Source organism: Hyphomicrobium sp. CS1BSMeth3, from assembly GCF_900117415.1.
Taxonomy (GTDB): Bacteria; Pseudomonadota; Alphaproteobacteria; order Rhizobiales; family Hyphomicrobiaceae.
In genome coordinates, this window is sequence record NZ_FPEI01000005.1 from 794,132 (window position 1) to 820,059 (window position 25,928).

At 63.9% G+C, this 25,928-nt stretch carries 28 protein-coding genes; 14 read left to right on the forward strand and 14 right to left on the reverse strand.

Annotated elements, in window-relative coordinates; all coding sequences use genetic code 11:
• Positions 1-52 precede the first annotated feature (52 nt).
• The 4 genes from CS1BSM3_RS12865 (at position 53) to CS1BSM3_RS12880 (ending at position 3,765) form a co-directional block, all read left to right on the forward strand.
• On the forward strand, positions 53-739 hold the full coding sequence (locus tag CS1BSM3_RS12865; protein ID WP_072387465.1) for a response regulator transcription factor: 687 nt from the start codon (positions 53-55) through the stop codon (positions 737-739).
• Between the two features lie 225 nt (positions 740-964).
• Positions 965-1,150, forward strand: coding sequence for a 50S ribosomal protein L32 (gene rpmF, locus CS1BSM3_RS12870; protein WP_072387466.1), 186 nt, complete (start codon positions 965-967; stop codon positions 1,148-1,150).
• A gap of 167 nt (positions 1,151-1,317) precedes the next feature.
• The gene (locus CS1BSM3_RS12875; protein WP_072387467.1) at positions 1,318-1,731 is read left to right on the forward strand and encodes a hypothetical protein; all 414 of its coding nucleotides are present in this window, start codon (positions 1,318-1,320) and stop codon (positions 1,729-1,731) included.
• 225 nt (positions 1,732-1,956) lie between these two features.
• On the forward strand, positions 1,957-3,765 hold the full coding sequence (locus CS1BSM3_RS12880) for a putative bifunctional diguanylate cyclase/phosphodiesterase (protein WP_244540489.1): 1,809 nt from the start codon (positions 1,957-1,959) through the stop codon (positions 3,763-3,765).
• Positions 3,766-3,771: 6 nt separating this feature from the next.
• Here CS1BSM3_RS12880 and CS1BSM3_RS12885 read toward each other — a convergent pair whose 3' ends face one another.
• Positions 3,772-4,665, reverse strand: a complete 894-nt coding sequence (locus CS1BSM3_RS12885) for an isocitrate lyase/PEP mutase family protein (protein WP_072387468.1) — start codon at positions 4,663-4,665, stop codon at positions 3,772-3,774.
• A 197-nt stretch (positions 4,666-4,862) separates the two neighbouring features.
• Between CS1BSM3_RS12885 and CS1BSM3_RS12890 the strand changes: the two genes are divergently transcribed.
• The gene (locus CS1BSM3_RS12890) at positions 4,863-5,345 is read left to right on the forward strand and encodes a Crp/Fnr family transcriptional regulator (RefSeq protein WP_072387469.1); all 483 of its coding nucleotides are present in this window, start codon (positions 4,863-4,865) and stop codon (positions 5,343-5,345) included.
• A gap of 331 nt (positions 5,346-5,676) precedes the next feature.
• Here CS1BSM3_RS12890 and CS1BSM3_RS12895 read toward each other — a convergent pair whose 3' ends face one another.
• Positions 5,677-6,405 (reverse strand): LolA family protein, encoded by a 729-nt coding sequence (locus CS1BSM3_RS12895; RefSeq protein ID WP_072388173.1) that lies wholly within the window; start codon positions 6,403-6,405, stop codon positions 5,677-5,679.
• 204 nt (positions 6,406-6,609) lie between these two features.
• On the opposite strand from CS1BSM3_RS12895, the gene secB reads away from it, so the two are divergent.
• The gene (secB, locus tag CS1BSM3_RS12900) at positions 6,610-7,131 is read left to right on the forward strand and encodes a protein-export chaperone SecB (protein WP_072387470.1); all 522 of its coding nucleotides are present in this window, start codon (positions 6,610-6,612) and stop codon (positions 7,129-7,131) included.
• Here secB and dnaQ read toward each other — a convergent pair.
• The 5 genes from dnaQ to CS1BSM3_RS12925 are packed head-to-tail and all read right to left on the reverse strand — an operon-like array spanning position 7,114 to position 10,875.
• Positions 7,114-7,848 carry a DNA polymerase III subunit epsilon gene (dnaQ, locus tag CS1BSM3_RS12905; protein WP_072388175.1) on the reverse strand — a complete coding sequence of 245 codons (735 nt, stop codon included), beginning with the start codon at positions 7,846-7,848 and terminating at the stop codon, positions 7,114-7,116. The genes secB and dnaQ overlap by 18 nt on opposite strands.
• 43 nt (positions 7,849-7,891) lie before the next feature.
• Positions 7,892-8,515 (reverse strand): dephospho-CoA kinase, encoded by a 624-nt coding sequence (coaE, locus tag CS1BSM3_RS12910; RefSeq protein ID WP_072387471.1) that lies wholly within the window; start codon positions 8,513-8,515, stop codon positions 7,892-7,894.
• Complete coding sequence (locus CS1BSM3_RS12915) at positions 8,515-9,357, reverse strand: shikimate dehydrogenase (protein WP_244540490.1); 843 nt, start codon at positions 9,355-9,357, stop codon at positions 8,515-8,517. The genes coaE and CS1BSM3_RS12915 overlap by 1 nt, the downstream gene beginning before the upstream one ends.
• Positions 9,358-9,365: 8 nt before the next feature.
• Positions 9,366-10,031 carry a Maf family protein gene (locus tag CS1BSM3_RS12920; RefSeq protein WP_072387473.1) on the reverse strand — a complete coding sequence of 222 codons (666 nt, stop codon included), beginning with the start codon at positions 10,029-10,031 and terminating at the stop codon, positions 9,366-9,368.
• Positions 10,024-10,875, reverse strand: coding sequence for a pyruvate, water dikinase regulatory protein (locus tag CS1BSM3_RS12925; RefSeq protein ID WP_072387474.1), 852 nt, complete (start codon positions 10,873-10,875; stop codon positions 10,024-10,026). Before CS1BSM3_RS12925 ends, CS1BSM3_RS12920 begins: the two co-directional genes overlap by 8 nt.
• A gap of 463 nt (positions 10,876-11,338) precedes the next feature.
• Between CS1BSM3_RS12925 and hemE the strand changes: the two genes are divergently transcribed.
• The 6 genes from hemE to CS1BSM3_RS12955 all read left to right on the forward strand — a co-directional run bounded on the left by hemE (position 11,339) and on the right by CS1BSM3_RS12955 (position 17,240).
• Positions 11,339-12,358, forward strand: coding sequence for a uroporphyrinogen decarboxylase (gene hemE, locus CS1BSM3_RS12930; RefSeq protein ID WP_244540517.1), 1,020 nt, complete (start codon positions 11,339-11,341; stop codon positions 12,356-12,358).
• Positions 12,355-12,882 (forward strand): protoporphyrinogen oxidase HemJ, encoded by a 528-nt coding sequence (hemJ, locus tag CS1BSM3_RS12935; RefSeq protein ID WP_072387476.1) that lies wholly within the window; start codon positions 12,355-12,357, stop codon positions 12,880-12,882. The genes hemE and hemJ overlap by 4 nt, the downstream gene beginning before the upstream one ends.
• 296 nt (positions 12,883-13,178) lie before the next feature.
• Positions 13,179-14,465, forward strand: coding sequence for a transcription termination factor Rho (gene rho, locus CS1BSM3_RS12940; protein WP_072387477.1), 1,287 nt, complete (start codon positions 13,179-13,181; stop codon positions 14,463-14,465).
• A gap of 22 nt (positions 14,466-14,487) precedes the next feature.
• A complete protein-coding gene (gene ubiG, locus CS1BSM3_RS12945) occupies positions 14,488-15,240 on the forward strand; it encodes a bifunctional 2-polyprenyl-6-hydroxyphenol methylase/3-demethylubiquinol 3-O-methyltransferase UbiG (RefSeq protein ID WP_072387478.1) in 753 nt (250 codons plus the stop codon).
• 240 nt (positions 15,241-15,480) lie between these two features.
• Entirely contained in the window at positions 15,481-16,701 is a 1,221-nt protein-coding gene (locus CS1BSM3_RS12950) for a CaiB/BaiF CoA transferase family protein (protein ID WP_072387479.1), read from the forward strand.
• 26 nt (positions 16,702-16,727) lie between these two features.
• Positions 16,728-17,240 (forward strand): RNA pyrophosphohydrolase, encoded by a 513-nt coding sequence (locus CS1BSM3_RS12955; RefSeq protein ID WP_072387480.1) that lies wholly within the window; start codon positions 16,728-16,730, stop codon positions 17,238-17,240.
• Between the two features lie 6 nt (positions 17,241-17,246).
• On the opposite strand, the gene CS1BSM3_RS12960 is transcribed toward CS1BSM3_RS12955, so the two are convergent.
• The 5 genes from CS1BSM3_RS12960 to CS1BSM3_RS12980 form a co-directional block, all read right to left on the reverse strand.
• Positions 17,247-18,083, reverse strand: coding sequence for a protein-L-isoaspartate O-methyltransferase family protein (locus tag CS1BSM3_RS12960; protein ID WP_072387481.1), 837 nt, complete (start codon positions 18,081-18,083; stop codon positions 17,247-17,249).
• A 28-nt stretch (positions 18,084-18,111) separates the two neighbouring features.
• Positions 18,112-18,717 carry a thiamine pyrophosphate-dependent enzyme gene (locus CS1BSM3_RS12965; protein WP_072387482.1) on the reverse strand — a complete coding sequence of 202 codons (606 nt, stop codon included), beginning with the start codon at positions 18,715-18,717 and terminating at the stop codon, positions 18,112-18,114.
• A gap of 10 nt (positions 18,718-18,727) precedes the next feature.
• Positions 18,728-19,249 (reverse strand): phosphonopyruvate decarboxylase, encoded by a 522-nt coding sequence (locus CS1BSM3_RS12970; protein WP_072387483.1) that lies wholly within the window; start codon positions 19,247-19,249, stop codon positions 18,728-18,730.
• A 605-nt stretch (positions 19,250-19,854) separates the two neighbouring features.
• Complete coding sequence (locus CS1BSM3_RS12975) at positions 19,855-20,724, reverse strand: DMT family transporter (RefSeq protein WP_072387484.1); 870 nt, start codon at positions 20,722-20,724, stop codon at positions 19,855-19,857.
• 3 nt (positions 20,725-20,727) lie between these two features.
• The gene (locus CS1BSM3_RS12980) at positions 20,728-21,678 is read right to left on the reverse strand and encodes an L-threonylcarbamoyladenylate synthase (RefSeq protein ID WP_072387485.1); all 951 of its coding nucleotides are present in this window, start codon (positions 21,676-21,678) and stop codon (positions 20,728-20,730) included.
• A gap of 120 nt (positions 21,679-21,798) precedes the next feature.
• On the opposite strand from CS1BSM3_RS12980, the gene CS1BSM3_RS12985 reads away from it, so the two are divergent.
• Positions 21,799-23,565 (forward strand): acyl-CoA dehydrogenase, encoded by a 1,767-nt coding sequence (locus CS1BSM3_RS12985; RefSeq protein ID WP_072387486.1) that lies wholly within the window; start codon positions 21,799-21,801, stop codon positions 23,563-23,565.
• 3 nt (positions 23,566-23,568) lie between these two features.
• Here CS1BSM3_RS12985 and CS1BSM3_RS12990 read toward each other — a convergent pair whose 3' ends face one another.
• On the reverse strand, positions 23,569-24,654 hold the full coding sequence (locus CS1BSM3_RS12990) for a D-TA family PLP-dependent enzyme (RefSeq protein ID WP_072387487.1): 1,086 nt from the start codon (positions 24,652-24,654) through the stop codon (positions 23,569-23,571).
• Between the two features lie 16 nt (positions 24,655-24,670).
• Complete coding sequence (locus CS1BSM3_RS12995; RefSeq protein WP_072387488.1) at positions 24,671-24,946, reverse strand: BolA family protein; 276 nt, start codon at positions 24,944-24,946, stop codon at positions 24,671-24,673.
• Between the two features lie 232 nt (positions 24,947-25,178).
• On the opposite strand from CS1BSM3_RS12995, the gene CS1BSM3_RS13000 reads away from it, so the two are divergent.
• A complete protein-coding gene (locus CS1BSM3_RS13000) occupies positions 25,179-25,904 on the forward strand; it encodes a Crp/Fnr family transcriptional regulator (RefSeq protein WP_072387489.1) in 726 nt (241 codons plus the stop codon).
• Positions 25,905-25,928: the final 24 nt, after the last annotated feature.

Here is a 25,928-nt window from a genome sequence, read left to right on the forward strand (position 1 = left end):
CAACCAGTGATATGCTGCGCCCGCACAATTCGCCAATGGGGAGCGCTGCCACATGAGTACGGCACGGACGATCCTGCTCGTCGATGACGACGAGGAGCTTCGTGCTTCTCTGAAGGATCAGCTCGCGCTGCACGACGAGTTCCACATCCTGACCGCAAGCACGGCGAGCCAAGGCGTCGAGATTGCGCGCGAGACGCGCCTCGATCTCATTCTGCTCGACGTCGGCCTGCCGGACATGGACGGTCGCGAGGCCTGCAAGATCCTGCGCAAGTCCGGTTTCAAGAGCCCGATCATCATGTTGACCGGAAATACCGCGGATTCCGACGTCATCCTCGGCCTCGATGCCGGCGCCAACGACTACGTCACCAAGCCGTTCAAGTTCGCCGTGCTGCTGGCGCGGGTCCGTGCCCAGCTTCGCCAGCATGAGCAGAGCGAGGACGCTGTTTTCTCGATCGGGCAGTACACGTTCAAGCCGGCCTCCAAGGTGCTGATCGACACGACCGGCAAGAAGATCCGCCTGACCGAGAAGGAAACCTCGATCCTCAAATACCTCTATCGGGCCGGCGAGAAGGTCATCACGCGCGACGTGCTGCTGCACGAGGTCTGGGGCTACAACGCAGGGGTCACGACCCACACGCTGGAGACCCACATCTATCGCCTGCGCCAGAAGATCGAGAAGGATCCTTCGAGCGCCGAGCTGCTGATTACCGAGATGGGGGGCTACAAGCTGGTGCCCTGAACAACTGTTGATTCGGCAGCACCCCGAATCAGCCGCCAAACAACCACTGGCCAATTCCGGGGAAAGGCGCTATAAGCCGGCCCGATTGCGACGCTGGCCGCAGGGCGGCCGGCTGATCGCGACATCCCATTTTCAAGCCCGGGCCGTCACTCTGAAAGGTCGCGCCAGCTTGAGGCCGCCGCCTGCGGAAGCGTGGTGCGGCGCCCACACAGGAGAGTATGAACCATGGCCGTCCCCAGGAAGAAAGTGTCGCGGATGAAGCGCGGCAACCGCCGTTCTGCAGATGCGATCTCGGCGCCGACGCTGGTCGAGGACAAGAAGACCGGCAACATCCGCCGTCCGCACCATATCGACCTGAAGGCGGGCACCTATCGCGATCGCCAGGTCCTGCCGGCGAAGAGCGAGGTCTAGCGAGCTGCGGCCGGGTGCTGGTCTCAGCCTCGCGCCGCTTCGCGCTCCTCGGTCCCTTCGGGATATCTTCGGCAGCGCGCCGATCCCTTTGAACGGCCACTTCCGGCCATATTCGCACGATAGCGCGGTGAGCTTGCCGCCGCGGCGGCGCAACGAGGGAGATCGTCATGTCGCTGAGGGCTCTGCCGCTCATTGTTATCCCGTTTATTCTCTACAACATTGTCGTGCTGTTCAGCGGCGGTGCTCACGCGGACGACGTCCTGCGTAAGGTCATCTTCGAGCTCCCGATGGTCGGCGGCGCGCGGTGGCGCTTCTCGATGGGCGATCTGCTCATTCTGGTCACCATGTTCATGCTCTTCTTCGAGCTGATCAAAGCCACCTACACGTCCTCGGCTTCGCTGCTCGACCACGGCCTGTCGATGCTCGTTTTCATTGCCTGCCTCGTCGAATTCCTGCTCGTCCCGCAGGCGGCAACCTCCGTGTTCTTCTTCATCATGATCGCGACGCTTATCGACGTCGTTGCCGGCTTCATGATCGGCATCCGCACCGCTCGCCGCGATCTCAATATCGGCGATCACTGAACCGCCGATTGTAGCTCCCTGGGCACCTCGCCTACGCGATCCGATAGCTGATCGTCTGCGCCCGTTGGGCGGCAGCCGTGCTGACATGGCATGGCGATGGCCGCCCAATTCGCGCTGACTTGATCGCTTGTTAACTTGTTACCGGTACGGTTTCCCTGCCTCAGAGCGCTGAATTCCTTGAGAATCCAGATGCATACTGACGCCCGCACAACGGAATACTGTACCGTGTCATCCGTCCGCGATTTCGCCGAAGCACATACGCCCGCTCTACGCATGAGATCCGCAGGCGAACCATCGGGCAGCCGCGGCTTCGGTCGCGAGCCCCCACGCGAAGAAGCGGACGAGGCAGCGCCCCGCTCGGAGCTGGACCTTGTCGGCATCCTCTCGGCGGTCCAGGAAACAGCGTATACCTGGGATCTCGAGAGCGACCGCATCGAGTGGGCGGCCAACGCCGCCAAGGTGCTCGGCGTCCGCTCGGCTGAGCTCATAGCTTCGGGCGCCGACTTCCAGTTCCTTATCGCGCCAGAACATCATCAACGGCGCGCCGAGGCTGTCTTGGGTCCGGCCGGCGATCCCGTCGAGGGTAGCGTTCAGTTCCGCGTGCAGTACCGGTTCTCGCCCGGCGGACGGCGCACCGCCGGATCGCTTTGGCTGGAGGACCACGGGCAGAGCGTTCTGGACGAGAATGGCCGGCCGCAAACCGTGTGCGGCGTCATCCGCGTCATCAACGATCGCTACTGGGAAGAGCAGCGCCTGCTGCATCGCTCCGATCACGACGAGCTGAGCGGCCAGCTCAATCGTATCCGTCTCACCGAGGCCCTTGGCTCGATCCTTGCCCGGGCGGAACGCACCCGGCGGACAGCCTGCTTCCTCATGGTGGCCGTCGACAACATGGCGACCATCAACGACAGCTTCGGCTTCGAGGTCGGCGACGAAGTGCTCGCGGCCGTAGCCCAGATCATCCGCGCGCACATGCGTGTTGGCGATGCCGTCGGGCGCTACTCGTCCAACAAGTTCGGCATCATCCTCAATGACTGCGGTCCGGGGGCCATGCGCGTCGCGGCCGAGCGGCTCGTGCGCATCGTACGCGACACGACAATCCGCACGGCGGCCTGCCAGCTCTCCGCAACGATCTCCATCGGCGGCGTGCTCCTGCCCGACCAGGCGTCGACAGTTCCGCAGGCGCTGGGCCACGCGCTACAGGCCCTCGACAAGGCCAAGGCCCGCCGTCACGACGGCTTCGCCGCCTACGCGCCGTGCGTCTCCACCGAGGAGGCGCGCCAGCGCAATATCTCCATCGCCGACGAGGTCATCTCGGCCCTCGAGCAGAACCGGATGCTGCTCGCACTGCAGCCGATCGTCGATACGCGGACGCGCAAGCCCGCATTCTACGAGTGCCTGCTCAGGATGCAGCGTCCGGACGGCAGCATCGTCTCCGCCGGCGAGTTCATCCCACTCGCCGAGCAGCTTGGCCTGTCGCGCTTCATCGATCGTCGTGTGCTGGAGCTTGCCGTCGATTTCGCCAAGGAAAATCCGGCCATACGCCTGTCGATCAACGTCTCCGGCTACACTTCGAGCGACCACGAATGGCTGGTGGCGCTGCACCGGCTCACGGGCGGCCGCCGGCAGATCACCGAGCGGCTGACCATCGAGATCACCGAGACCGCAGCAATCCACGACCTCGACGTGTCGATCGCGTTCGTCGATACGCTGAAGGAGCTCGGCTGCCGCGTCGCCATCGACGACTTCGGCGCCGGCTACACGTCCTTCAAGAACCTGAAGACCCTCAACGTCGACATGGTCAAGATCGACGGCTCCTTCATCAGGAACCTCGCGTCCGAGCCCGACAATCAGGTGTTCATCAAGACGCTGGTCGAGATCGCGGAGACGTTCAATCTCGAAACCGTGGCCGAATGGGTCGGCGACGAGGAGACGGCGCAGATGATGGCCCGAGCCGGCATCACGCATCAGCAGGGCTTCTATTTCGGCCAGCCCATGCTCGCGAACACCTTCCCCGGCGTACCCAAGGACTAATCCAGCCTATTCCGCCGCGTCGCGCCCTGTCTTCGGCGGGCCCGCGTCGCGGAAAGCCGTGCGCCGCTGATCCCAGTCGGCAGCACCGACACGGGCGAAGGTCACCGAGGGGCCGCCGCCGCTGAATGTCGCCGGCGTCAGACCCGTGGCTTTGAGCTCGGCCAAGAGCTTGTCGCACAGCCCGATGATCGACGACATCAGCATGCCCGGCACGATCGCGAGCCGATAGCCCATACGTTCGATCTCCGGGTGCGGGATAGCCGGCGTCTTGCCGCTCAGCACATTATTGAAGAGGCACGGCCCCTTCACGGCGCGCGGCACGGCAGCCACTTCCTCGACGGACTGCGGCGCCTCGAAGAAGGCCATATCCGCACCGGCTTCCAGCGCCATGTTGCAGCGTGCGACCGCCTCGTTGAAACCTGCGACGCCGCGCGCATCCGTACGCGCGATGATCAGGAAATCGGCAGTCCTGCGGGCTACCGCAGCCGCCCGGATCTTGGCCGCATAATCCTCGCGGCTGACCAGCTCCTTGCCATCGAGATGGCCGCAGCGCTTCGGGAACACCTGATCCTCGATATGGATCGCCGACACGCCCGCCCGCTCGAAGGACTGCACGGTCCGATAGACGTTGAGCTCGTTGCCGTAGCCCGTGTCGGCATCGCTGATGAGCGGCACGCCGACCGTCGCGGCCATGCGACCGGCATTCGCGACCATCTCCGTCATCGTCAGCAGACCGTAGTCGGGGAGCCCATGCGAGACCGAGGTGCCGGCCCCGGTCATATAGACGGCCGGAAATCCGGCCTGCTCCACGAGGCGGGCGGTCAGGCAGTCGTACGCGCCCGGCGCGATGACCATCGGGCCCGAGCGGAGCATGGATTTGAGGGTGGCTGCTGCGGCCATTTTAGTTCCTCCCGATGGCGCGATTTATCTGTTGTAGGCGACCTTAGGGGTCACCTTTCCGGGCGTCCAGCCGTGGGAGCGCCGTGCTGGCCTGTGGGTTTCGAGGGGAAAAGGGATGGACCGGCCGTGCGGCCTTGGTGACGCCGCCCGAATCAGCCGAGCGTACCTAGGCCAAGCGTGGCAAGTGGAGTCCACCCATGTCCATCAGCGTGCTGGCGCGCCAGCTCATGTCGCAGGAGATCTTCAGAGGTTTGAGCCCTCTGCAGCTCACGGAGATCGTGCGGCAGTCGGAGCGCATCGTCTATGGCCCGGGGGAGACCATCGTCGAGGCGGGCGCCGCTGGAGATGCGGCCGTGCTGATCGTCGCCGGCGATGCCGTCCGCTTTCTGGACGACGAGCCGGCGGCCGGCCTCAACGCGCAGGCTATCGGCACCGGGTCGCTGTTGAGCGAGCTCGCCATGCTGGTCGAGCACGAGCACGGCGCGACGGTCGTTGCCCACACCACGGTCCGCGCCTTGCGGATCACGCGCACCGGCCTGCACGCTCAGATGCTCGATGACCCGGACCTCGCCGGTCATTTCGTCGATCGCATTACCGAGCGCCTCAATCGCGTCGCCGACGAGCTGCGACGTATCGACCACGCGCTGCTGGTAACCGAGGGCGTGCCTGCGCCCGCCTGAGATCTTGGGTTGCGCGCCCTTTTTATCTGCTTTAGAGAAGATGCAGTTCTGAAAAGGAAAAGCGCCCAACCCCGGGGGGAGAGGTTGGGCGCTGGAGCGCTTTTTCGGCGCTTCGCACCGGGAGGGAAGCCGGTGCAGCGGATTGATGTCTTCGGCTAGACGGGGGGCACTGCCGAGTGTGTGACATCCACCGCTCTACAGTCGAATTTAGTTGCCTGTGACCGAAAATCAAGGTCCGCCCAGCAAACACTCACGATTCTTTTACTGATTGTTTCAAGCGCCGCGCGAAGGGATTCGCGCAGCACCGAAGTCAAGCCATCAACTCGTTGATCTATTTCTGCTTTCTCAGCGCCGGGCTGATCACGCGGAATAATTCGACGTCCAGATCCTCGGGCCGGTCCAGGTTCGCAACCTCGACGCGCGTATCGGCGCCCTGCGAATCGGTCGTCACCCATTCCCTGAGTTCGAGCCCCGGCGTCTTCGTCATGAACAGGCGAATCTGGCCTGGCGCATCGGGGCTCTTGTCCTGCAGCGCGAGGATGATCAGGTCCTCCGCCTCCTGCACCTCGATGATGCTCGCATCCCGGAGCAGATCGACGTCCTTGCGCAGAAGCAGCCGGAACGGCGTCTGATCGAGCGCGATCCGATCATCCGATTGCACCTCGAGATCCTGGATCGCCAGCATTTTTCCGTCCGACACGATGAGCTGCCGACTCGGGCGATTGTACTCGAACCTGAGGCGCCCGGGACGCTTCACGAAAAACGTGCCGCGCATCCGCTTGTTGTCGGCGGTCGTCTGCACAAACGTGCCGCGTAGGTTCTCGAGACCATTGAAGTAACGACTGACCTTCCCGACCGTCTCGATCTGCTGCGGGTCTAGCGCGATCCCGGCGATCGTCGTTTCCGGTTTGACGTCCGTGTTCCAGGAAGGATTTCCGAGCGGACTGCTGCCTGCCGGCTTCCCCGGATTCTGCGCCGTGGCGGCGGACGCCCACGACAGTGCCAAAGCAGCGCAAAAGATCGCAGCGCCGCGTCCACCCAAACTCAGGAATGCACGCATACCAAGCCCCCAGCGCGAGATCATTGCATCCGCCCCACAAAGGTTCCAGTTCAGCATCCCATTCCCCCAAGATTGGGACGAGATCTAGGCGCCGGCAATCTCGCCAAAGGATTGCGACGTGCCGTCACGCGTGCTACCCGCCACCTGTGCTGAGCACATGACATCTTCACCCGATCACGTCCACTGTAGAGGCGCTGCATCACCATGCCGAAAAATCCGACACCTACATCCGGCAATGGTCCTGCCGCGTCCGCCGGTGCAGCGCAGCCCCAGCAGGTTCAGGTGCGCATTGCCGGCCAATACATCAAGGATCTTTCCTTCGAAAATCCCAATATCGGCAAGCTCATCACGAGCGCGCCCGAAAGCCCGAACCTCGACGTCGAGATCAATGTCAGCATCGCCGAGCTCGGCGCCAATCTCTATGAGTCGGCCATCGATTTCAAAGCACGCGCCGAGGCCAAAGATCTTGTGATCTACGAGTTCGAGGTCGTCTACGGCGGGGCCTTCCAGATCGAGAATGCGCCACCGCAGGCGCTCGAGCCCATGCTCTTCGTCAACTGCCCTTCGCTGCTCTTTCCATTCCTGCGCCGCGTCGTCGCCGACATCACGCGCGAAGGCGGCTTCCCGCCGCTGCTTCTCGATCCCGTTGATTTCGGGGCGCTTTACATGCGCAAGAAGCAGCTCGGCATGCCGCCCCAGGCCGGACCGTCAACCACTCTGTCCTGAGCTGTTTTCGCCACCCTCGGGACGTTCGAACCGGATCCACAGAGCCTCCGGGCCGAGCGTCTCGACGAAAGCACGATGCGCGGCGACGTCGGCTTCGCTCAGCCGGGCAGCAAGAGGCCGCGGCCGCGTGCGGATGGCGGAGATCGTCGCCACGCCCACGCTCCGTTGACGGGTCGCCGCCTGGGCCAGGCCCAATGTCGCCTGCCGTTCCCCGAGCAGCTCCAGATAGACCTCGGCGAGAAGCCACGAGTCCAGCAGTGCGCCGTGGAATGTGCGCTTGGAGTTGTCGATCTGGTAGCGTTTGCAAAGCGCATCGAGGCTGTTCGGGCCGCCCGGATACTTGCGCTTTGCCAAGGCGAGCGTGTCCACGACCCGGTCCATGCCGATCGCCGGATGGCGAAGGCGCTGAAACTCCGCATTGATGAAGCCGATGTCGAAGGCCGCGTTATGGATGACGAGCGGCGCATCGCCGATGAACTCGACGAATTTAGGCGCAACCTCGTGAAACTTCGGCTTATCGCGCAACTGGTCCATGGAGATGCCGTGGATGGCCTGAGCATCCGGATGGACGTCGCGATCTTCGGGATGAATGTAGTGGTGGAAGGTCTTGTCGGTCGGAATGCGATTGATCAGCTCGACGCATCCGATCTCGATGATGCGATCGCCCCGGCGAGCATCGAGACCGGTGGTCTCCGTATCGAGCACCACCTCGCGCAGCATGGAGAAGCCTTCCCCCGGATCCCGGAATTGAGACTGGGCCTCAGGCCCAGTATTTGGCGAACGCGGTCCCCGTTCGCCCGCTCAACTGGGCCATGATTCGATCGATCTGCGCTTCCGTCTCGGGAATGCTGCGCGAGGTATCCACAACGAAATCAGCGCGCTGACGCTTTTCCTCGTCCGGCATCTGGCGGGACAGGATCTGCTCGAGCTTCTCAGGCGTCATACCGGCACGCTCGAGCACGCGAAGCCGTTGAATGTCCGGCGGTGCGCTGACGACGACCGTCACGTCGACGCGCTGATCGCCGCCCGTCTCGAAAAGGAGCGGAACCTCCAGGACGAGCTTCTCGACGCCCTTGGCTGCCTTCTGCTGAAGGAACGCCCGCTCCGTTGCGAGCACGAGCGGATGAACAATGGCCTCGAGACGCGCATACGCACTCGGATCGGCGAGCAGTGTCGCGGCCAGTTTCTGGCGATCGATGCCGCCTTCCTCGTTGAGCGAGCCTGGAAATGCCGCCTCGATCGGAGCCACACCTGCTCCACCGGCCTTGTACAGCTTGTGCACAATGGCATCCGCATCGCAGACGGGAATGCCGAGCGTCCGTATGCGCGCTGCAGCCGTCGATTTTCCCATTCCGATCGAGCCGGTCAAGCCGATGAGCAGCATTACTTCCTCTCTATGTCGGCAACGAGAATATCGCGCAGAGCCTGCGTCACCTCGGGCCGCACGCCGAACCAGCGCGCAAAACCCGGCACGGCCTGATGCAGCAACATCCCCAGGCCATCCACTGTGCGATGTCCTCTTGCCCGCGCCCCGGAAAGAAGCGGCGTTTCCAGCGGCACGTAGACGATATCGGCCACGATCGCGTCCCTATCGAGCGCGGAAAGATCGAGGTCGAGCGGTGCATTGCCGATCATTCCAAGCGTTGTCGTGTTGACGACGACGCCGGCGTCCGAGACGCCCCGCGCGCGATCCGACCAGGCACAACTTTCGACGCGCGATCCGAAGTGCGCGACCAGCGCCTCGGCACGCTCGGGCGTCCGGTTGATCAGGCGAACCCGCTCCACACCGGCGTCGAGGAAGCCATAGACGATGGCGCGCGCCGCCCCACCGGCGCCAAAGAGCGCGACGGGCGCGTCCCGCTTGTCCCAGCCGGGGGCCGACTGGGCGAGATGCGTCATGAATCCGTAGGTGTCCGTATTGGCCACGCAGACCTTGCCGCCCTCGCGCCACACGGTATTGGCCGCGCCGACGGCCTCGGCGGAGGGATCACGCCAGTCGGCTGCCTCGAAGACGGCCTGCTTGTGGGGTGCCGTGACGTTGCAGCCTTCGAGGCCACGCGCCTCGAGCGAATGAATAAAGGCCGCAGCCTCACCCGGCGGCACCGCGACGCGGTCGTAGCGCCCGGCAATGCCGTAGGTCTTCAGCCAATGGCCATGAATGAGCGGCGAGCGGGATTGCTCGATCGGCCAGCCAATGACGCACGCTTGTTTTACTTCGCTATTCACGTCACCCATCACATCGACAATACGCCGCGCTCACGCAGCTCCTCGAGCAGGGGAAGCAGCGGCATGCCCAGTATGGTGAAGTAGTCGCCGGCTATTTCCTCGAAGAGCTGCACCCCGAGCCCTTCGAGCTGATAGGCACCGACCGACTCGCACACCCGCTCCCCCGCCCGCGACAGGTATTCCGCCAGAAAGTCGTCCGAGAAATCGCGCATGCTGAGCTCGGCACTATCCGTGCAGGTCCACAGCACCTCGCCACCCTGGGCAATTGCGACGGAGGCATGAAGCTGATGGGCGCGTCCCCGCAAACGCGACAAGTGCGCGCGGGCCGCTGCCATGTCCGCGGGTTTCTCGAAGATTTCGTAGCTCGCCGCGGTCCAGCGCTTGCCGCCGAACTCCATGCGGCGTTCAGTCGCGAGCGCCAGCACCTGGTCGCAGCCGATCACCAGCGCATCCGGCAGCCTGACGCTGACATCCACGGCCTTGGCAGCCGCCAGCATCTCGGCGACCTCGATCGGGTAGTCCTCGTCGAGCGCGCGCTCGGGCTCGAAGGTCGCACGCATGGCCGCCTCGTCGACGTCCGACGGCACGACATCGAAGATGAGCCCCGCCTGCTCGAGCATGGTCCGCCGGGAGCGGCTCTGCGAGGCAAGAACGACGCGCAAGCGCTCAGCCATCCGCCGGTTCCTCGTCGCGCATTTCCTCGCGCTCATGCATGAGCTTGATGATGGTCGCCGCCGTTTCCTCGATCGAACGTCGGGTCACGTCGATCACCGGCCAGCCGTGACGCGCACAGAGGCGCCGCGAATGGGCAATCTCCTCCGCAATACGCGTGCGGTCCACGTAATCGTCCAGGTCGCGGTCCGACATCATCATCGCGCGATGGCGGCGGATCTCGGCGATGCGGTCGGGGCTTGCGACCAGGCCGACGACGAACGCCTTGTGCGGCTCGAGCAGTGCGGGCGCGATTTCGATGCGGGGCACGAGCGGCAGGTTCGTCGTCTTGTAGCCGCGCTGGGCGAGATAAATGCTCGTCGGCGTCTTCGACGTGCGCGACACGCCGAGAATGATGATGTCGGCCTGGTTGAGATCGTCGGGCAGGCGCCCGTCATCGTGCGCCATGGTGAAATTCAGCGCATCGATGCGGCGGAAATAGTCGGCATCGAGCACGTGCTGGCCGGCGACGATCGGCGTCTTCGGCGCCCCGAGATAGCTCTCGAATATCTTCATGATCGGCTCGAGCACGTGCAGGCAGGGCACGGCAAGATCGCGGCAGCGCTGCTCGAGCGCCGTCTGCAACTGCTCGTTGACGACCGTGTACAGCACGATGCCCGGCGTCGACTCGATCTCCTGGAGCACGCGGTCGAGCTGACGCTGCGTGCGCACCAGCGGATGGACGTGCTCGATGGGCCGGACCTGGGCGTACTGAACCGCTGCCGCCTTGGCGATCGTGGTGAGCGTCTCGCCGGTTGCATCCGAGATCAAATGCAAATGGAAGTAGCTCGGCTGGGTGTGGGGCATTTGTTGATAGAGTTCCGACTTATCCAGCGCGGTGCCGTGGCCAGCGCCGGCACTCTACACCGTCCACCGATTGACCAACAGCACGATCAACAGGTCTCCCCGTGTGGATCCGCTGCCGGTCACTCGTGTGGGCGATCTTCGACCAGGGGTGGTGACTTCCGCATCTTTTCCAGCGGCCATCACCAGCCCGTTAGGCATATCTGGAGCTGCAACTGCGTCCGTAAGCCCATGGCACAGAATTCGGTTTTGTCGCTAGTAGGGGCATGGCTGCGGAGCTACCAGATCTGCGAGGGCGCGCGGGGCCCGCCCGAAGAACCTGTTGAGGCCCTTGTGACAGCCGGCCAATTCCCGCTACCCACAGCGGTAAGAAGAAGAAAAGAAACCTGAAGACTCTGAATTGAAAGATTAAGAGGCAGAGACCCGATCCGTGGACAAGTCCGATCCCAAAGACCGCCGCCGCTTCCTGCAGCCGTTCGCTGGCGAGGCTCTCGATCCACCACCGATCTGGCTCATGCGGCAGGCAGGTCGCTATCTGCCCGAGTACCGCGAGACGCGGGCGAAGGCCGGCGGCTTTCTCGATCTCTGCTACAGCCCCGCGCTCGCGGCCGAGGTCACCCTGCAGCCGATCCGGCGCTACGGCTTCGATGCAGCGATCCTGTTTGCGGACATCCTGCTGGTGCCCGATGCGCTCGGCCAATCCGTGCGCTTTGCCGAAGGCGAAGGGCCGCTGCTCGATCCGCTCCGCACCGCAGCGGATCTCACCCGCTTGTCACCGACGGCGACTCGACCCAAGTTCGAGCGCGTCTTCGAGACGGTTCAGCGCCTGCGCCAGGACCTGCCGGACGAGACGGCATTGATCGGTTTCTGCGGGGCACCATGGACGGTCGCGACCTACATGATCGAAGGGCGGGGATCGAAAGATCAAGCTGCCGCACGCCTTTTCGCTTATCGCGATCCGGATGGTTTTCAGAAGCTCATGGACGTACTCGTCGAGGCCTCCATCGAGTATCTCTCGGGGCAGGTGCAGGCTGGCGCCGATGCGCTGCAGATCTTCGATACCTGGGCGGGCAGTCTCCCCGATGACCAGTTCGAGAAGTGGGTCATCCACCCGACCCAGCGCATTGTCGAAGCCATGCACAAACAGCATCCGGACGTACCAGTCATCGGGTTTCCGCGCGGCGCGCAGGGCTCGGCCCTCTGGTATGTCGCCGAAACCAAGGTGGATGGCATCGGCTGCGACACCGCCATGCCGCCCTACATGATGGCCGAGGCCTTCGACGGCGAGAACGTCGTCGTCCAGGGCAATCTCGATCCGCTCCTGCTGGTTGCTGGCGGGGAGGCGCTCAAGACCCGCGTCGGCGAAATCCTCGAGCTCATGGAAGGCCGCCCCTTCATCTTCAATTTGGGCCACGGCATCGTGCCCGAGACCCCGCCCGAGCATGTGGCGGACCTCGTGCGCTGGGTTCGCGGGGGGGCTCAATGACAGGCGGCGACGATGCCGGCAGCCCTGCCCTCAGGGCGGCCGTGGCACTTGGGATCACGGCCATTGCCCTCGCCGCGGTGGTCCTCGTTCTGGGGGACGCCGCCTACATGTGGGTCAAGGCGGCCCACGTCGTTGCCATCATCTCCTGGATGGCGGGGATGCTCTATCTGCCGCGCCTCTTCGTCTATCACTGCGACGCGGCACCGGGCTCCGAGCTTTCCGAGACCCTGAAGGTCATGGAGCACCGCCTGCTCAGGGTTATCATCAACCCGGCCATGGTTCTTTCCTGGGTTCTGGGCCTGTGGCTCGCCTGGCGCGGCGGTTTTCTCATGGCCGGCTGGTTCCATGCCAAGCTGGCCCTCGTCATCCTGCTGTCAGGTTTTCATGGGTATCTTTCGGCGGCGACCCGACGGTTCTCACAGGATGCCAATACGGTTCCGGCGCGCCGCTGGCGGCTGCTCAACGAGGCGCCTGCCGTACTGATGATCGGGATTGTGGTGCTCGTGATCGTCAAACCGTTCTAAGCGCCGCTGCCGGTTCGTATCGTTTGTGCCAAAGCAGTGGGCAGAAACGAAAATTTGAGCATCTCGACACGCTGCCCCTTTGACTCCGAGGGAACCTCTGAGCTAGAGTTGCGTCTATCAGATCGAGTCGCTGTGTCGGCGTGACCATCGCTGAGCCACCAGCCGACGAGCCCGCACATTCCAAATCGCATCGGACCCCTAGCGCGGCTACCGCCGACAATGGGTTCCTTCCCGCACATCGCGATACGGTGCCCCCACCCCTCGGCGGCTCTTCGCACCCTCCCAACGAGTTTCCAATGCAAGACGTCATCAAAAAAGAAGTAAAGCTCCAGGACCTCAAGACAAAGACGGCGACGGAGCTTCTCAGCTTCGCCGAGGAAGCCGGTGTCGAGAACGCAAGCACCATGCGCAAGCAGGAGCTCATGTTCGCGACGCTGAAACAGCTCGCCTCCCAGGACATCGAGATCGTCGGAACCGGCGTCGTCGAGGTCCTGCAGGACGGTTTCGGCTTCCTGCGCTCGCCCGATGCCAACTACCTGGCCGGTCCGGACGACATTTATGTCTCCCCCTCCCAGATCCGCCGCTTCGCGCTGCGCACCGGCGATACCGTCGAGGGCCAGATCCGCGGTCCCAATACCAAGGAAGGCGAGCGCTACTTCGCCCTTCTCAAAGTCACCCGGATCAATTTCGAGGATCCGGAAGCGACCAAGCACAAGGTTCACTTCGACAACCTGACGCCGCTCTATCCCACCGAGTGGCTGAAGATGGAAATCGAGGATCCGACCATCAAGGATCTCTCGGCCCGCGTCATCGACATCGTGGCGCCGATCGGCAAGGGCCAGCGCGCCCTCATTGTCGCCCCGCCCCGCACCGGTAAGACGGTCGTTCTCCAGAACATCGCCCGGTCGATCTCGACCAACCACCCCGAGTGCTACCTGATCGTTCTGCTGATCGACGAGCGCCCGGAAGAAGTCACGGACATGCAGCGCTCGGTGAACGGCGAGGTCATTTCCTCGACCTTCGACGAGCCGCCCTCACGTCACGTGCAGGTTTCCGAGATGGTCATCGAGAAGGCCAAGCGCCTCGTCGAGCACAAGCGCGACGTGGTCATCCTCCTCGACTCGATCACGCGCCTCGGCCGTGCCTACAACACCGTCGTGCCCTCTTCGGGCAAGGTGCTGACCGGTGGTGTCGACTCGAACGCGCTGCAGCGCCCGAAGCGCTTTTTCGGTGCGGCCCGCAACATCGAGGAAGGCGGCTCGCTCACGATTATCTCGACGGCGCTGATCGAAACCGGCAGCCGCATGGACGAGGTCATCTTCGAAGAGTTCAAGGGCACGGGTAACTCGGAAATCATCCTGGACCGCAAGGTCTCGGACAAGCGCGTCTTCCCCGCGATCGACGTGGCCCGCTCGGGCACGCGCAAGGAAGACCTGCTCGTGCCGCGCGACCAGCTCAAGAAGGTCTATGTGCTCCGCCGCATTCTGAACCCCATGGGCACCATGGATGCGATCGAGTTCCTGATCGACAAGCTCAAGTCGACAAAGACCAACGGCGAATTCTTCCAGAGCATGAACACCTGATCTCAGGGCAGGAGGACGGGCGATGGCCGCGGTCCGCCCCGAGACGGCGACACTCGACGATGCCGAGGTCAAGCGCTTCGCGGCCCTCGCCGCGGAGTGGTGGGATCCGAACGGCAAGTTCCGCCCGCTCCATAAGCTCGGTCCCGCGCGCCTCGCCTTCGTGCGCCAGGAGATCGTGCGGCATTTTCCGCAAGCCACGGGTGGTCTCAGGCCCTTCGCGGGCCTGACCGTCCTCGATATCGGCTGTGGCGGCGGCCTTGTCAGTGAGCCTATGGCTCGTCTCGGCGCGTCGGTGACGGGCATCGACCCAGCCGCCGAGAATATCGAAGCCGCCCGCCGCCATGCCGACGGCCAAGGGCTGACGATCGATTATCGCTCCGCACTGGTCGAGGACCTGGTCGCGGAAGGCCGGACTTTCGACTGCGTTCTCTGCCTGGAAGTGGTCGAGCACGTCCCGGACGTCGCCGCCTTCATCGCGACCTGCGCCAAGCTCGTGCGCCCTGGCGGCCTGATGATCCTCTCCACGATCAACCGGACGCTGAAATCCTACGCACTTGCCATCGTCGGTGCCGAATACATCCTGCGCTGGCTGCCGGTCGGCACGCACCAGTGGGACCGCTTCGTCACGCCCGACGAGCTTACCCGCCATGCCGAGGCGGCTGGCCTCGCCACGTCCGCGCGCGAAGGCCTCGTCTACAATCCCCTGACGGATGCCTGGTCCCTCTCCCAGGACCTCGACGTGAACTACATGGCCAGCGCATCGCGGCCTGCATAGGTGCGCCCCTTGCGCCCGCAAGGACCCGCACTTAAGACTTTGGACAACCACTAAAGCGTCGGACCTCAAATGCGACCCACGCCTGGGCTGATCTCAAAGTCGCATTTAAGGTCCAGAGACGCTTTAGAGTCATAGCGTTCTAAAGCAACTCCGGACTTGAAATTCACTTCTCGCCCAGCCTCGAACTGAGGTGAATTTCGAGTCCGTTGCTTTAGCCACAAAACACATAAGGAATCGCCGATGCCGGGGCCCCTCTCGCACATTCGTGTTCTGGATCTGACGCGCGTTCTCGCCGGCCCGTGGTGCGCGCAGAACCTCGCCGATCTCGGCGCCGACGTCGTCAAGGTCGAGCGCCCCAAGAAGGGTGACGACTCCCGCGCCTTCGGCCCGCCCTGGGTGAAAGACGAGAGCGGCAAGGAGACGACCGAGTCCGCCTATTTCATGTGCGCGAACCGCGGCAAGAAGTCGATCACGATCGACGTATCGAAGCCCGCCGGCCAAGCCATCGTGCGCGATCTCGCGAAGAATGCCGACGTCTTCCTCGAGAACTACAAGACCGGCGACCTGGCGCGCTACGGCCTCGGCTACGAGGATCTGAAGAAGATCAATCCCCAGATCATCTACTGCTCGATCACAGGTTTTGGACAGACCGGCCCTTATCGCGAGAAGCCCGGCTATGACTTCATGGTCCAGGGCATGGGCGGCTTCATGAGCGTGACCGGTGAACGCGACAACAAGCCGGGCGGCGGTCCCCAGCGCGCGGGTGTGCCGATCGTCGACATCATGACGGGCATGTACTCGACCATCGCCGTTTGCGCGGCGCTCGCCCATCGCGCCGAGACGGGCCTCGGGCAGTACATCGACATGGCGCTCCTCGACACGCAAGTCGCCATCCTGGCCAACCAAGGCGGAAACTTTCTCGCGACCGGCGAGCCCCCGGGCCGCCTCGGCAACACGCACCCGAACATCGTCCCCTATCAGTCCGTGAAGACCAAGGACGGCAATATCATCCTCGCGTGCGGCAACGACAACCTGTTCAACAAGCTCTGCCAGGAAGCGGATGCCGTCCATCTGTCCAAGGATCCGCGCTTCGCGACCAACGCCGCCCGCGTGACGAACCGCGATGCGCTCGATGAGCTGCTCGAGCCGATCATGATGAAGCGTACGACGGCCGAGTGGGTGAAGGCACTGGAGGTGGCTGGCGTCCCCTGCGGTCCGATCAACAATCTCAAGGAAGTCTTCGAGGATCCGCAGGTCCAGGCTCGCGGCATGAAGATCGAGATGCCGCACAAGACTGCCGGCAAGGTTCCGCTGATCCGCGGTCCGATGCGCTTTTCTGCGACGCCCGTCGAGCACAAGATCGGCCCGCCCGTGCTCGGCGAGCACACGGACGAGGTTCTCAAGTCCCTCGGGAAGTCCGCCGAGGAGATTGCGAAGCTCAAGTCCGACGGCATCGTGTAGAGCAAAGCGCCACGATCGGATCAGACATGAGCAGCTCTCAGCTCGCCTATCGTCCCTGCGTCGGTATCATGGCCGTGAACCGCGCCGGGCTCGTCTGGGTTGGCCGGCGCGTCATCGGTCGCGCCGGCAAGGAGAGCGGCGGCTCGTTCGATCGCTGGTGGCAGATGCCCCAGGGCGGCATTGATGCGGGTGAGGAACCCGAGACCGCGGCGTTGCGCGAGCTGTGCGAGGAGACCGGCATGTGCTCGGTCTCGGTGCTAGGCCGCACGCATGACTGGCTGACCTACGATCTTCCGAAAGAGCTTCAACCCGTGACATGGGGCGGCAAGTATCGCGGCCAGAAGCAGGTCTGGTTCGCCGTGCGTTTTCACGGTGAGGAGAACGAGATCAACATCATCCCGCAGGCCGATCACGCCCAGGAGTTCGATGCCTGGCGCTGGGCGCGGGTCGACGAGCTCGTGGATCTGATCGTGCCCTTCAAGCGCGACGTCTACACGCGCGCGCTTGCCGAGCTCTCGTCCTACGCCCGGCCGGAATAACCGTACCTACGGTGTATTGGGCTCGGTCGACAGCCACCATCCTTCGCCGGCGTACCAGCACGAACCATCCGGCGCGTCTCTACGCAGAGATTTGACTTGGCGCCAGGTGCCGAGCGCGAAGGCCTTGGCGAGCTCGTCGCCCTCGCTATTGTCGCGGGCACCCTCGCAATAGATGAACGTTGCGGGTTGCACGAAACGAGCGTCGAACGAGCTGTCTGTCACGCGCGTGACGAGAAGCATGCCGCCCAGGCCGACATTGGGCGTCAGAGGAAACAGAAGGCGCCCGCCCGGGTTCAAAGCATCGAGCCACGCATCGGGCGGCCGCGTCGCACCGGCGCTGACATAGACGATGTCGCAGGCCGGAAGACGGCCATCGGTGGCAGATTGCGCGTTCACCGAGATATTGGGCCACGGCGCGAGGTTGGTTGCTGCTTTTGCAGCAAGATCCTGATCGATCTCATAAGCGATGACCGTTCCGGTCGGACCAACGAGATGCGCAAGAATAGCCGTGTAGTAGCCGGTGCCAGTACCGATGTGCACGGCCGTCTCGCCGTCCTTGATCTGCAATGCAGTGAGACACCGTGCGTGGAGTTGCGGCTCGCCATTGTTGAGCCGGCGTTCGGGAACGAGCGCTACGACGACGTCCTGGTAGATGTACACCGGATCGCTCGACGGCGTGTCGATGTAGCCGCCGAGGAAGTCATTGATCTTCCAGGGGCCAGGTCCGACGAAGCGCTCGCGCTCGATGGTCGCGAGCGCTTCGATGAGCTTTGGGTCGCTCGAGCCGGCTTTTCCAGCGATCAGACGGGCGTAGTAGGATCTGAGAGCCGCCGGCGAAACCATCGCGGAACCCTCCTCCTACGCCAATCCGTCAGGCCTTTGCCTTCATAGCCTGAAGAAAGCGCACGCGCGTCGACGCGGGGTCCATATCGCGCTTGAACTTCGGGCCATCCTCGGGCTTCACGCGCAGCAGCACGAAGCACGTGCCGTTGCTCTCACGGAGCATCCGCGCGCCAGCCGCGATCTGGTCCTGGGTTTCGACGGTCATCGTCGACTTGATGCCGGCGCCGATCGCCATCTGCTCGAGGTCGACGCCCTGGCTCGTGTGGCTCAACTGATAGCCGGTCTCGCCATAGTGGCCGTTGTCGACGCACAGAATGCGCAGGTTCGGCGGGTTCATGATGCTCGCTGTCGCCAGCGCGCCGACGTTCATGAGCAACTCGCCATCGCCGGTCGCGACGAACACTTTCTTGTCGGGGCGGGCGAGTGCGAGGCCGAGGCCCATGGCCACGGCGGCGCCCATGGCGCCGGCCATGCCGTAGTAGTTCGCCCCGTCATTGGTGATCGCGGCGAGATCCTTTGCGGTGCCCGCGAGGCCGCCGATGAAGAGGAAGTCTTCCTGCTTGCCGACGAGCTGAGGCACCACGACGCTGCGGTCGAGCTCGAACTTCGGCGCTGCTTTTTCTGCGTTGGCCATGATTTCCCCCTTAGAACTTCTTGGCGCCGATGAGCTTCTGCGTCAGCAGGACCGCGACGGCCTCGCCGGACTGGAAAGCCATGGTGCAGGCCGCGTCGATCGCGCGCTCGACCTCGTCCTTCTGCGTGATCTCGACGGTCACGAAGCCCATCGCGTCGAGGATCGGCCGGACGGCCTTGCCCATGCCCATCTGCCAGGGATTGCCCTCGCCATAGTCGCCGCGCATGGAGAGGATGGTCAGGAAGGGGAATTTGCCGCCCGTGATCATCGAGAAGAAGTTGATGCAGTTGCCGAGACCGCTGCTCTGCATGAGAAGGGCAGACTTTGCGCCACCCAGATGGGCGCCGGCCGCGAGTGCCACGCCCTCTTCCTCCGTGGTCAGGGCCACCGAGTGGACGTCCGGATCCGCCAGTGACAGGTCGATGGCCATGCGGTGGCCGGCGTCCGGGACATAGCTGAAAATCGTGACGCCGTTCTTCTTGAGCGTGTCGTAGACCACCTTCTGCCAGCGATCTTCTGTCGTGGCTTCCATCGTCTGCTCCTCCCTGGGATTTGGGCTCGCTTGATGGGCGGTGGCCCGCCGCGATACCCGCATATGTCCGGACTATTGTAGAGACGGCTCCGAGGACCTGCAAGCGCAGGCTATGGCGCCTCCGGAGGCTTTGGTGCAGGGGCCGTCTGCGACTTGTGCATGACTCTGGGCCCCAGGACAAACCGTTGCAACTGTGCACGCGATACGCGTCCAGATTTAGTCGGCGCCTGAAGTGCCAGGCCTCAAGCGGCTGAAGTTGAGGATTTATCGCAACACCTCGTGGGCAACATGTGAGCTTTTCACGGGAGTTTTCAATTTGCCTGTCAACATTCGCTTTGAAAAACAGCAATGCTTTTTTGCGCGCGAGTGATTCGTGCGTGGAACTCGACAGACACACGGAGATACTGAAATGGCGAAAGCTGCTGCGAAGAAGGCCCCGGCCAAGAAGGCCGCTGCGAAGAAGCCGGCCAAGAAGGCTGCCAAGAAGAAGTGAAGTGCCTGCGGGGTGCGCCTTTGGCAGCCCCGTTCGAAAGATTTCGCTGTTCGAGTTCTAGAGGCCGGAGGCTGCAGATTTCTGCCCTCCGGTCCTTGCTTTTTTAGGGCGCTTATTTCATCGCAACGAGCATCACGCCCGGAACGACGAGGGCGATCGTCGCCAGCATCCGCCACGAGAAACGCTCCCGGCGGAACACGAACAATCCCAGCAGCATCGTGAATACCGGGGTCGCCGATACGACCGGCACCACGGATACCAGGTCTCCGATTTGAAGGGCCGAATTCAGGAAATGCAGCGAGACCGCTGCAGACAGGCCCGAGGCGACAAACCATTTGAAGGATTTGGGCGTGCCGCTGATCGGCCGTCCTTCGATGCGGAAGGCCGCGCCTGCAATTGCCAGCGAGACGGTATTCGAGACCAGCACCGCGAAGGACGCACTGGGCACGTCCTCGAGGCCGAGTTTCGTTACGGCGTGGCCGCTGGCACGGATAAAGGCCGCGCCGACCGGCAGGACAATGGCCCAAAGGGGCCAGTCGCGGACGAGGCCCTGCCGGCTGTAGCTCGCGACCACGCCTCCCGCAATAACTGCCGCGATACCGATGGCGGTTTTGAAGTCGAGTGTTTCACCGAGCAGGGTGATGGCGAATAGCGCCCCGAATATGGGAGCCGATGCCGTCAGCGCACTCGTCAAGGTCGGCCCCATGACGTGAATGCTCTGGATGGCCAGCAGCGACGACAGTGATGGCCGGATGATGCCGACCATCGCAAAGAGCACCGTGCCCCAGGTGAACCAGTACCAGCTCTCGGCGACGAATGGCGCGAGCAGCCAGTAGAACACGGCTCCCGTCGCAATATTGATCAACGAGCCGGTGCGCGCATCCGAGCCCATGAGGCCGAGGCTCTGGAAATGGTTCGTCAGCGCGAACAGGAACGCGGAGGCGAGCGCGTAGACGATGGCAGCGTGCGGGAATGTGCTCATGGATCAGCGGACGGCCGCTCGGCGTAGCCGGTCGTTGATCGCTTCGCCCAGCCCCGTTTCCGGAATGGGCATCACGGCGATTGTGGTAGTGCCCGAGGCATCGAGCGCGCGGAGTGCGGCAAACAGATTGGCGGCCGCCTCGATCAGATCGCCGGACGGGCTCAGGTTGATCATGGGCCCATCGCTTTTTGTCGCATTTGGTCCAAATGCGAGAAATGCTTCCCCCGGTCGCGCTGTTGCAGCATCGAGCCGCACCGTCGCTCGCGGGGCATAGTGGCTCGCGAGCTGACCGGGCGAAACCGGACGGTCATTGTCATCGAGGTGCGCGGCGAGCGGTGCCCGAAGAACGGCTTCGATGGCTGCGCGCGTCACGCCGCCGGCGCGAAGCAGCATCGGCTCTGGCCCGGAAACATCCACAACCGTCGATTCAACGCCGATCGCGCAAGGTCCATCGTCGAGGATCATGACAACCTTGTCGCCGAGATCGGCCTCGACATGGGCCGCTGTTGTCGGGCTGACATGGCCCGAGCGGTTGGCGGAAGGTGCCGCGATCGGCCTGCCGGCTGCCCGTATGAGGGCGCGGGCGATCGGGTGCGACGGCACGCGTAATGCCACGGTGTCGAGGCCGGCCGTCGCGAGGTCCGCGATCGGGCAATCGGGCTGCTTCTTCAGAACGAGCGTGAGGGCACCGGGCCAGAAAGCCTCAGCAAGCGCCCGAGCCGCCGGTTCCATGACGGCAAAGCGTGCAGCATCCTCGGCATCTGCGACATGAGCAATGAGCGGATTGAACCGCGGCCGCCCCTTGGCCTCGAAAATGGCCGCCACCGCCCGCGCGTTCGTCGCGTCTGCGCCGAGCCCGTAGACCGTCTCCGTCGGGAATGCGACGAGCCGGCCCTCTCTCAGCGCCGCGGCGGCGTCGGCAATCGCATCGGTGGTGGCAGGGCGGATCGGCATCGGACTTCAGGTTGTGGGGTCGAGTGAATGGAACTGACGCGAGCGGTCTTCTCGGCTTGATGTCTTATGCCTATTGTGCGGGCAGAGAGAGCTTCGTCCCAGCACTGAGGACTGACCGCCATGACCTACCGCGCTCCAGTAGACGACATCGTCTTCGCGCTCAAGACCGCCGCCGGCCTGCCCGAGCTCGTGGCAAACGGAACCGTGGAGGTCGATGAGGACACCGTGCGCGCCGTCATCGAGGAGGCGGGCCGCTTCGCGAGCGAGGTTCTCGATCCCTTGAACGTCCCCGGCGACCGCACAGGCTCGCGTCTCGTCGAAGGCAAGGTCGTGACCCCGCCCGGCTGGAAGGAGGCCTACGAGGCGTTTTCCGAGGGGGGCTGGTCGGCACTGCCATGCCCGCCGGAGTATGGCGGCCAGGGCCTGCCGGAGATGGTCTCCATGGCGGCCTGCGAGATCTGGAATTCGGCGAATCTCTCCTTCGGTCTCTGCCCCCTGCTGACCCAGGGCGCCATCGATGCCCTCTGGCTGCATGGCTCGGAGGAGCTGAAGAAGACGTACCTCCCGAAGATGGTCTCGGGCGAATGGACCGGAACCATGAACCTCACCGAGCCGCATGTGGGCTCGGACCTCGGCCATCTCACCACCAAGGCCGTCAAGCAGCCGGACGGCACGTACCGCATCTTCGGCACGAAGATCTTCATCACGTACGGCGATCACGAGCTGACCGACAACATCATCCACATGGTGCTCGCGCGGCTCCCCGATGCGCCGCCAGGGACTCGCGGGATCTCGCTGTTCCTGGTGCCGAAGTATCTCGTGAATGCGGACGGCTCGCTCGGCGCGCGCAATGACCTCATCGCCGCAAGCCTCGAGCACAAGCTCGGTATTCACGCGAGCCCGACCGCCGTCATGAAGTACGGCGAGAAGGGCGAAGGCGCGATCGGCTATCTCGTCGGGGAAGAGAACCGCGGCCTCAACACCATGTTCATCATGATGAACGCGGCGCGCCTCGCCGTCGGTGTGCAGGGCGTTGCCGTCGCGGAGCGGGCCACCCAGCGCGCCCATGACTACGCCAACGAGCGCAAGCAGGGCCGCGGGCCCGGCACGCCGGCAAGCGTCATGAGCCCGATCATCGTCCACCCGGACATCAAGCGGAACCTGCTCACCATGCGGGCGCTGACGCAGGCCGCCCGCGCGATTTGCCTTGTCACGGCCCGCGAGGCGGACGTCGCCCACGGCGCGAAGGATGCCGACACGCGCGCCAAGGCCGCTGCCCGCGCCGCGCTGCTGACGCCCATCGCCAAGGCCTTCTCGACGGACATCGGCATGGAGGTCGCCTCGATCGGCGTGCAGATCCACGGCGGCATGGGCTTCATCGAGGAGACGGGCGCCGCGCAGCATTATCGCGACGCGCGTATTCTGCCGATTTACGAAGGCACCAACGGCATCCAGGCCATCGATCTGCTGACGCGCAAGCTGCCGCTCGAGGGCGGCAAGGTCGCCGAGGCCTATATCGGCGAGCTCGCACAGACCGTCGCCGAGGTGAAGGCCTCCAATCGCCCGGAGTTCGGCCGCATGGGCGAGCGGCTCGGCGCGGCCGTCGAGGCTCTTGCAGTTGCATCGCGCTGGCTCGGCGGCGCCCTGCAGAAGAACCCCGAAGCCGCGCTTGCCGGCGCCCAGCCGTATCTCCGGCTGTTCGGGCTCGCTGCCGGCGGCGTCTATCTGGCGCGCGGAGCGCTGGCTGTCGTCCGCGATGGTGCGAGCGATAGTGCGAACCGCATCGCGATCGCGCGCTTCTTTGCGGAGAACCTCGCAACCGCGGCGCCGGGCCTCGCCGACACCGTCACAACGGGCGCGGATACGGTGATCGCGGCGGCGGAGTAAGGCTTAGACGAGCTTTCCGCGGGCCGCCACTGGCAGCACGTCGACGATGTCGTCGCCGCGCACAGCAATGAGCTGGTCGACCATGTTCACGACCACGCACACGTGGTTCGGGATGATGCGCACGACCTCGCCGACGTTCGGCCGCTCGTTGGTGCGCGAGAGATCGAGGAAACCGTGCTCCTCGGCGAAGGCACCGATCCGCGCCTGCGGATACTCGAGAATATGGCCGAAGCCGTCGAGCCCGCCGCCGGGATCGGCCGTCAGCGTCTTCGAGCCCGAGTCGAGGATCCCGCGCGCCGGTCCAGCCCTGCTCACCACCGTCGCGTAGATGTGGAGCGCGCAGTCCTCCTCGGTCGCCCTGCCGCACGCGACCATCATGCGGTCATTGAAGATGTACGTGCCGGCGCGATGCTCAGTAGCGCCGACGAGCTTGCCGATATTCGGAAGGTTCGGTGTGCCGCCGGTGGAAATAATGCCGGGCTCGAGGCCCAGTGACCTGATGCCGGCAACGGCCTCGTCGTGGAAGCGCTGGGCGGCATCCCAGCCGGTTTCGGTCGGATAGAACAGCAGGCCCCGGAACTCGAGGCCTTCGGTGTCACGCACGGTCTTTGCGAGGTCGATCGCTTCCCTCGGCGTCTCGACGCCGGCGCGCTTGCGGCCCGTGTCGCACTCGATCATCACGCCGATCGGCGCCTGTGCTGATGCTGCCGCTTCGGCATAGGCCGCGAGCGTGACCGGGTTGTCGGCGCAGATCGTCACATCGGCCCGCTTTCTGAGCGCCGCAAGCCGGCCCGAGCGCGCCGCGCCGATGAGATTGTAGCTGACGAGGATGTTCTCGATGCCGGCATTGGCCATGACTTCGGCCTCGCCGAGCTTCTGGCAGGTGATGCCGCGCGCGCCGGCCGCAATCTGCAACTTGGCGAGCACCGGGCTCTTGTGGGTCTTGATATGCGGGCGGTTCGCGACGCCGGCCGCGTCGCAAAGCTCCTGTATGCGGCTGATGTTCTTGTCGACGCGGTCGAGGTCGATGACCACGGCCGGCGTGCCGAACTCGCGCGATATCCGCTCTTTTAGGAGATCGAGGCTCATAGGGGCATGTCCTGCTTCAGCGGATGGCTTCGCCGGGCGCATATGTCGCGAGCGCGAGCGCGTGAACCCGGCCGTTGAGCTCGTCTGCCAGCGCCTCGTTCACCATGCGATGGCGGGCGACGCGCGTCTTCCCGGAGAAGGCCGGGGAGACGATCAGCACGCGATAGTGGCTCTCGCCGGTGCCCGGCGAGCTGCGGTGTCCGGCATGGAGGTGCGACTCATTGATGACGTCCAGCCTCGTTGGCTCGAACGCGATCATGAGTTTCTCGCGAATTCTCTGGTCGGCAGACATTTGGTTGGTGGTCGCCCTGGTTTCAACGGGATGGATCGGCTCTCTCGCTAGAATGCATCAAGCCGAACCTAACCTGCGAGAACAAATGTTAAGGCGCACCTCAAATATACGGGATACGGACAATAAGCGAGACTACTAAACGCCGCGACCGTAAAAGACAGTCTGATCCGACTATAGTAATGGTCCGAGAAGGCTGGACATCCGCCATGCCCATTTCCCGACCTTTCGACTCATGTCACTCCTGAAATCCCTGCTGCTCAATCTCGGCCAGCACGACTCCGTATCCGGGGAGGAGGCGCGCCTCCTGTCGTCGGTGATCACCAAGGAAGCCTTGTTCTCGACCGGCGACGACATCGTGGCTATTGGCTCCCGGCCGATCTACAGCAGCCTGCTGGTCGATGGTTTCGCGGCTCGCTACAAAATGCTTGCCGATGGGGGACGGCAGATCACCGCCCTCCACGTCGCAGGCGATTTCGTCGATCTCCACGCCTTTCTTCTCAAGACGATGGACCACGGCATCGTCGCGCTTTCGCCCTGCCATGTGGCCTTCGCCGAGCACGGCGATCTGAAGATGATCACCGAGAAAGCGCCGCATCTCGCGCGCCTGTTGTGGCTCGATACGCTCGTGGACGGAGCCATCCACCGCGAATGGATCGTCGCCATGGGCCGGCGATCTCGAAAATCCCAGCTCGCGCACCTGATCTGCGAGCTCTATGTGCGTCTCCGCGGCGTCCAGCGCACGACGGACTGGAGCTTTCATTTCCCGCTCTCTCAAGCAGAAATGGCGGATGTGCTCGGTTTATCGGTCGTTCACATGAATCGCGTCATTCAAAGTCTGCGCCGGGAAGGCTTGATAAGTTGGACGCACCACACGATTTCTATACTCGATTGGGTGCGCCTTCAGGAGGTCGCGGAGTTCGATCCGACGTATCTCAGCATGATGCGGGAGCCGCGGTAGGCGGCAAGGCGCAAATTTCCGGTG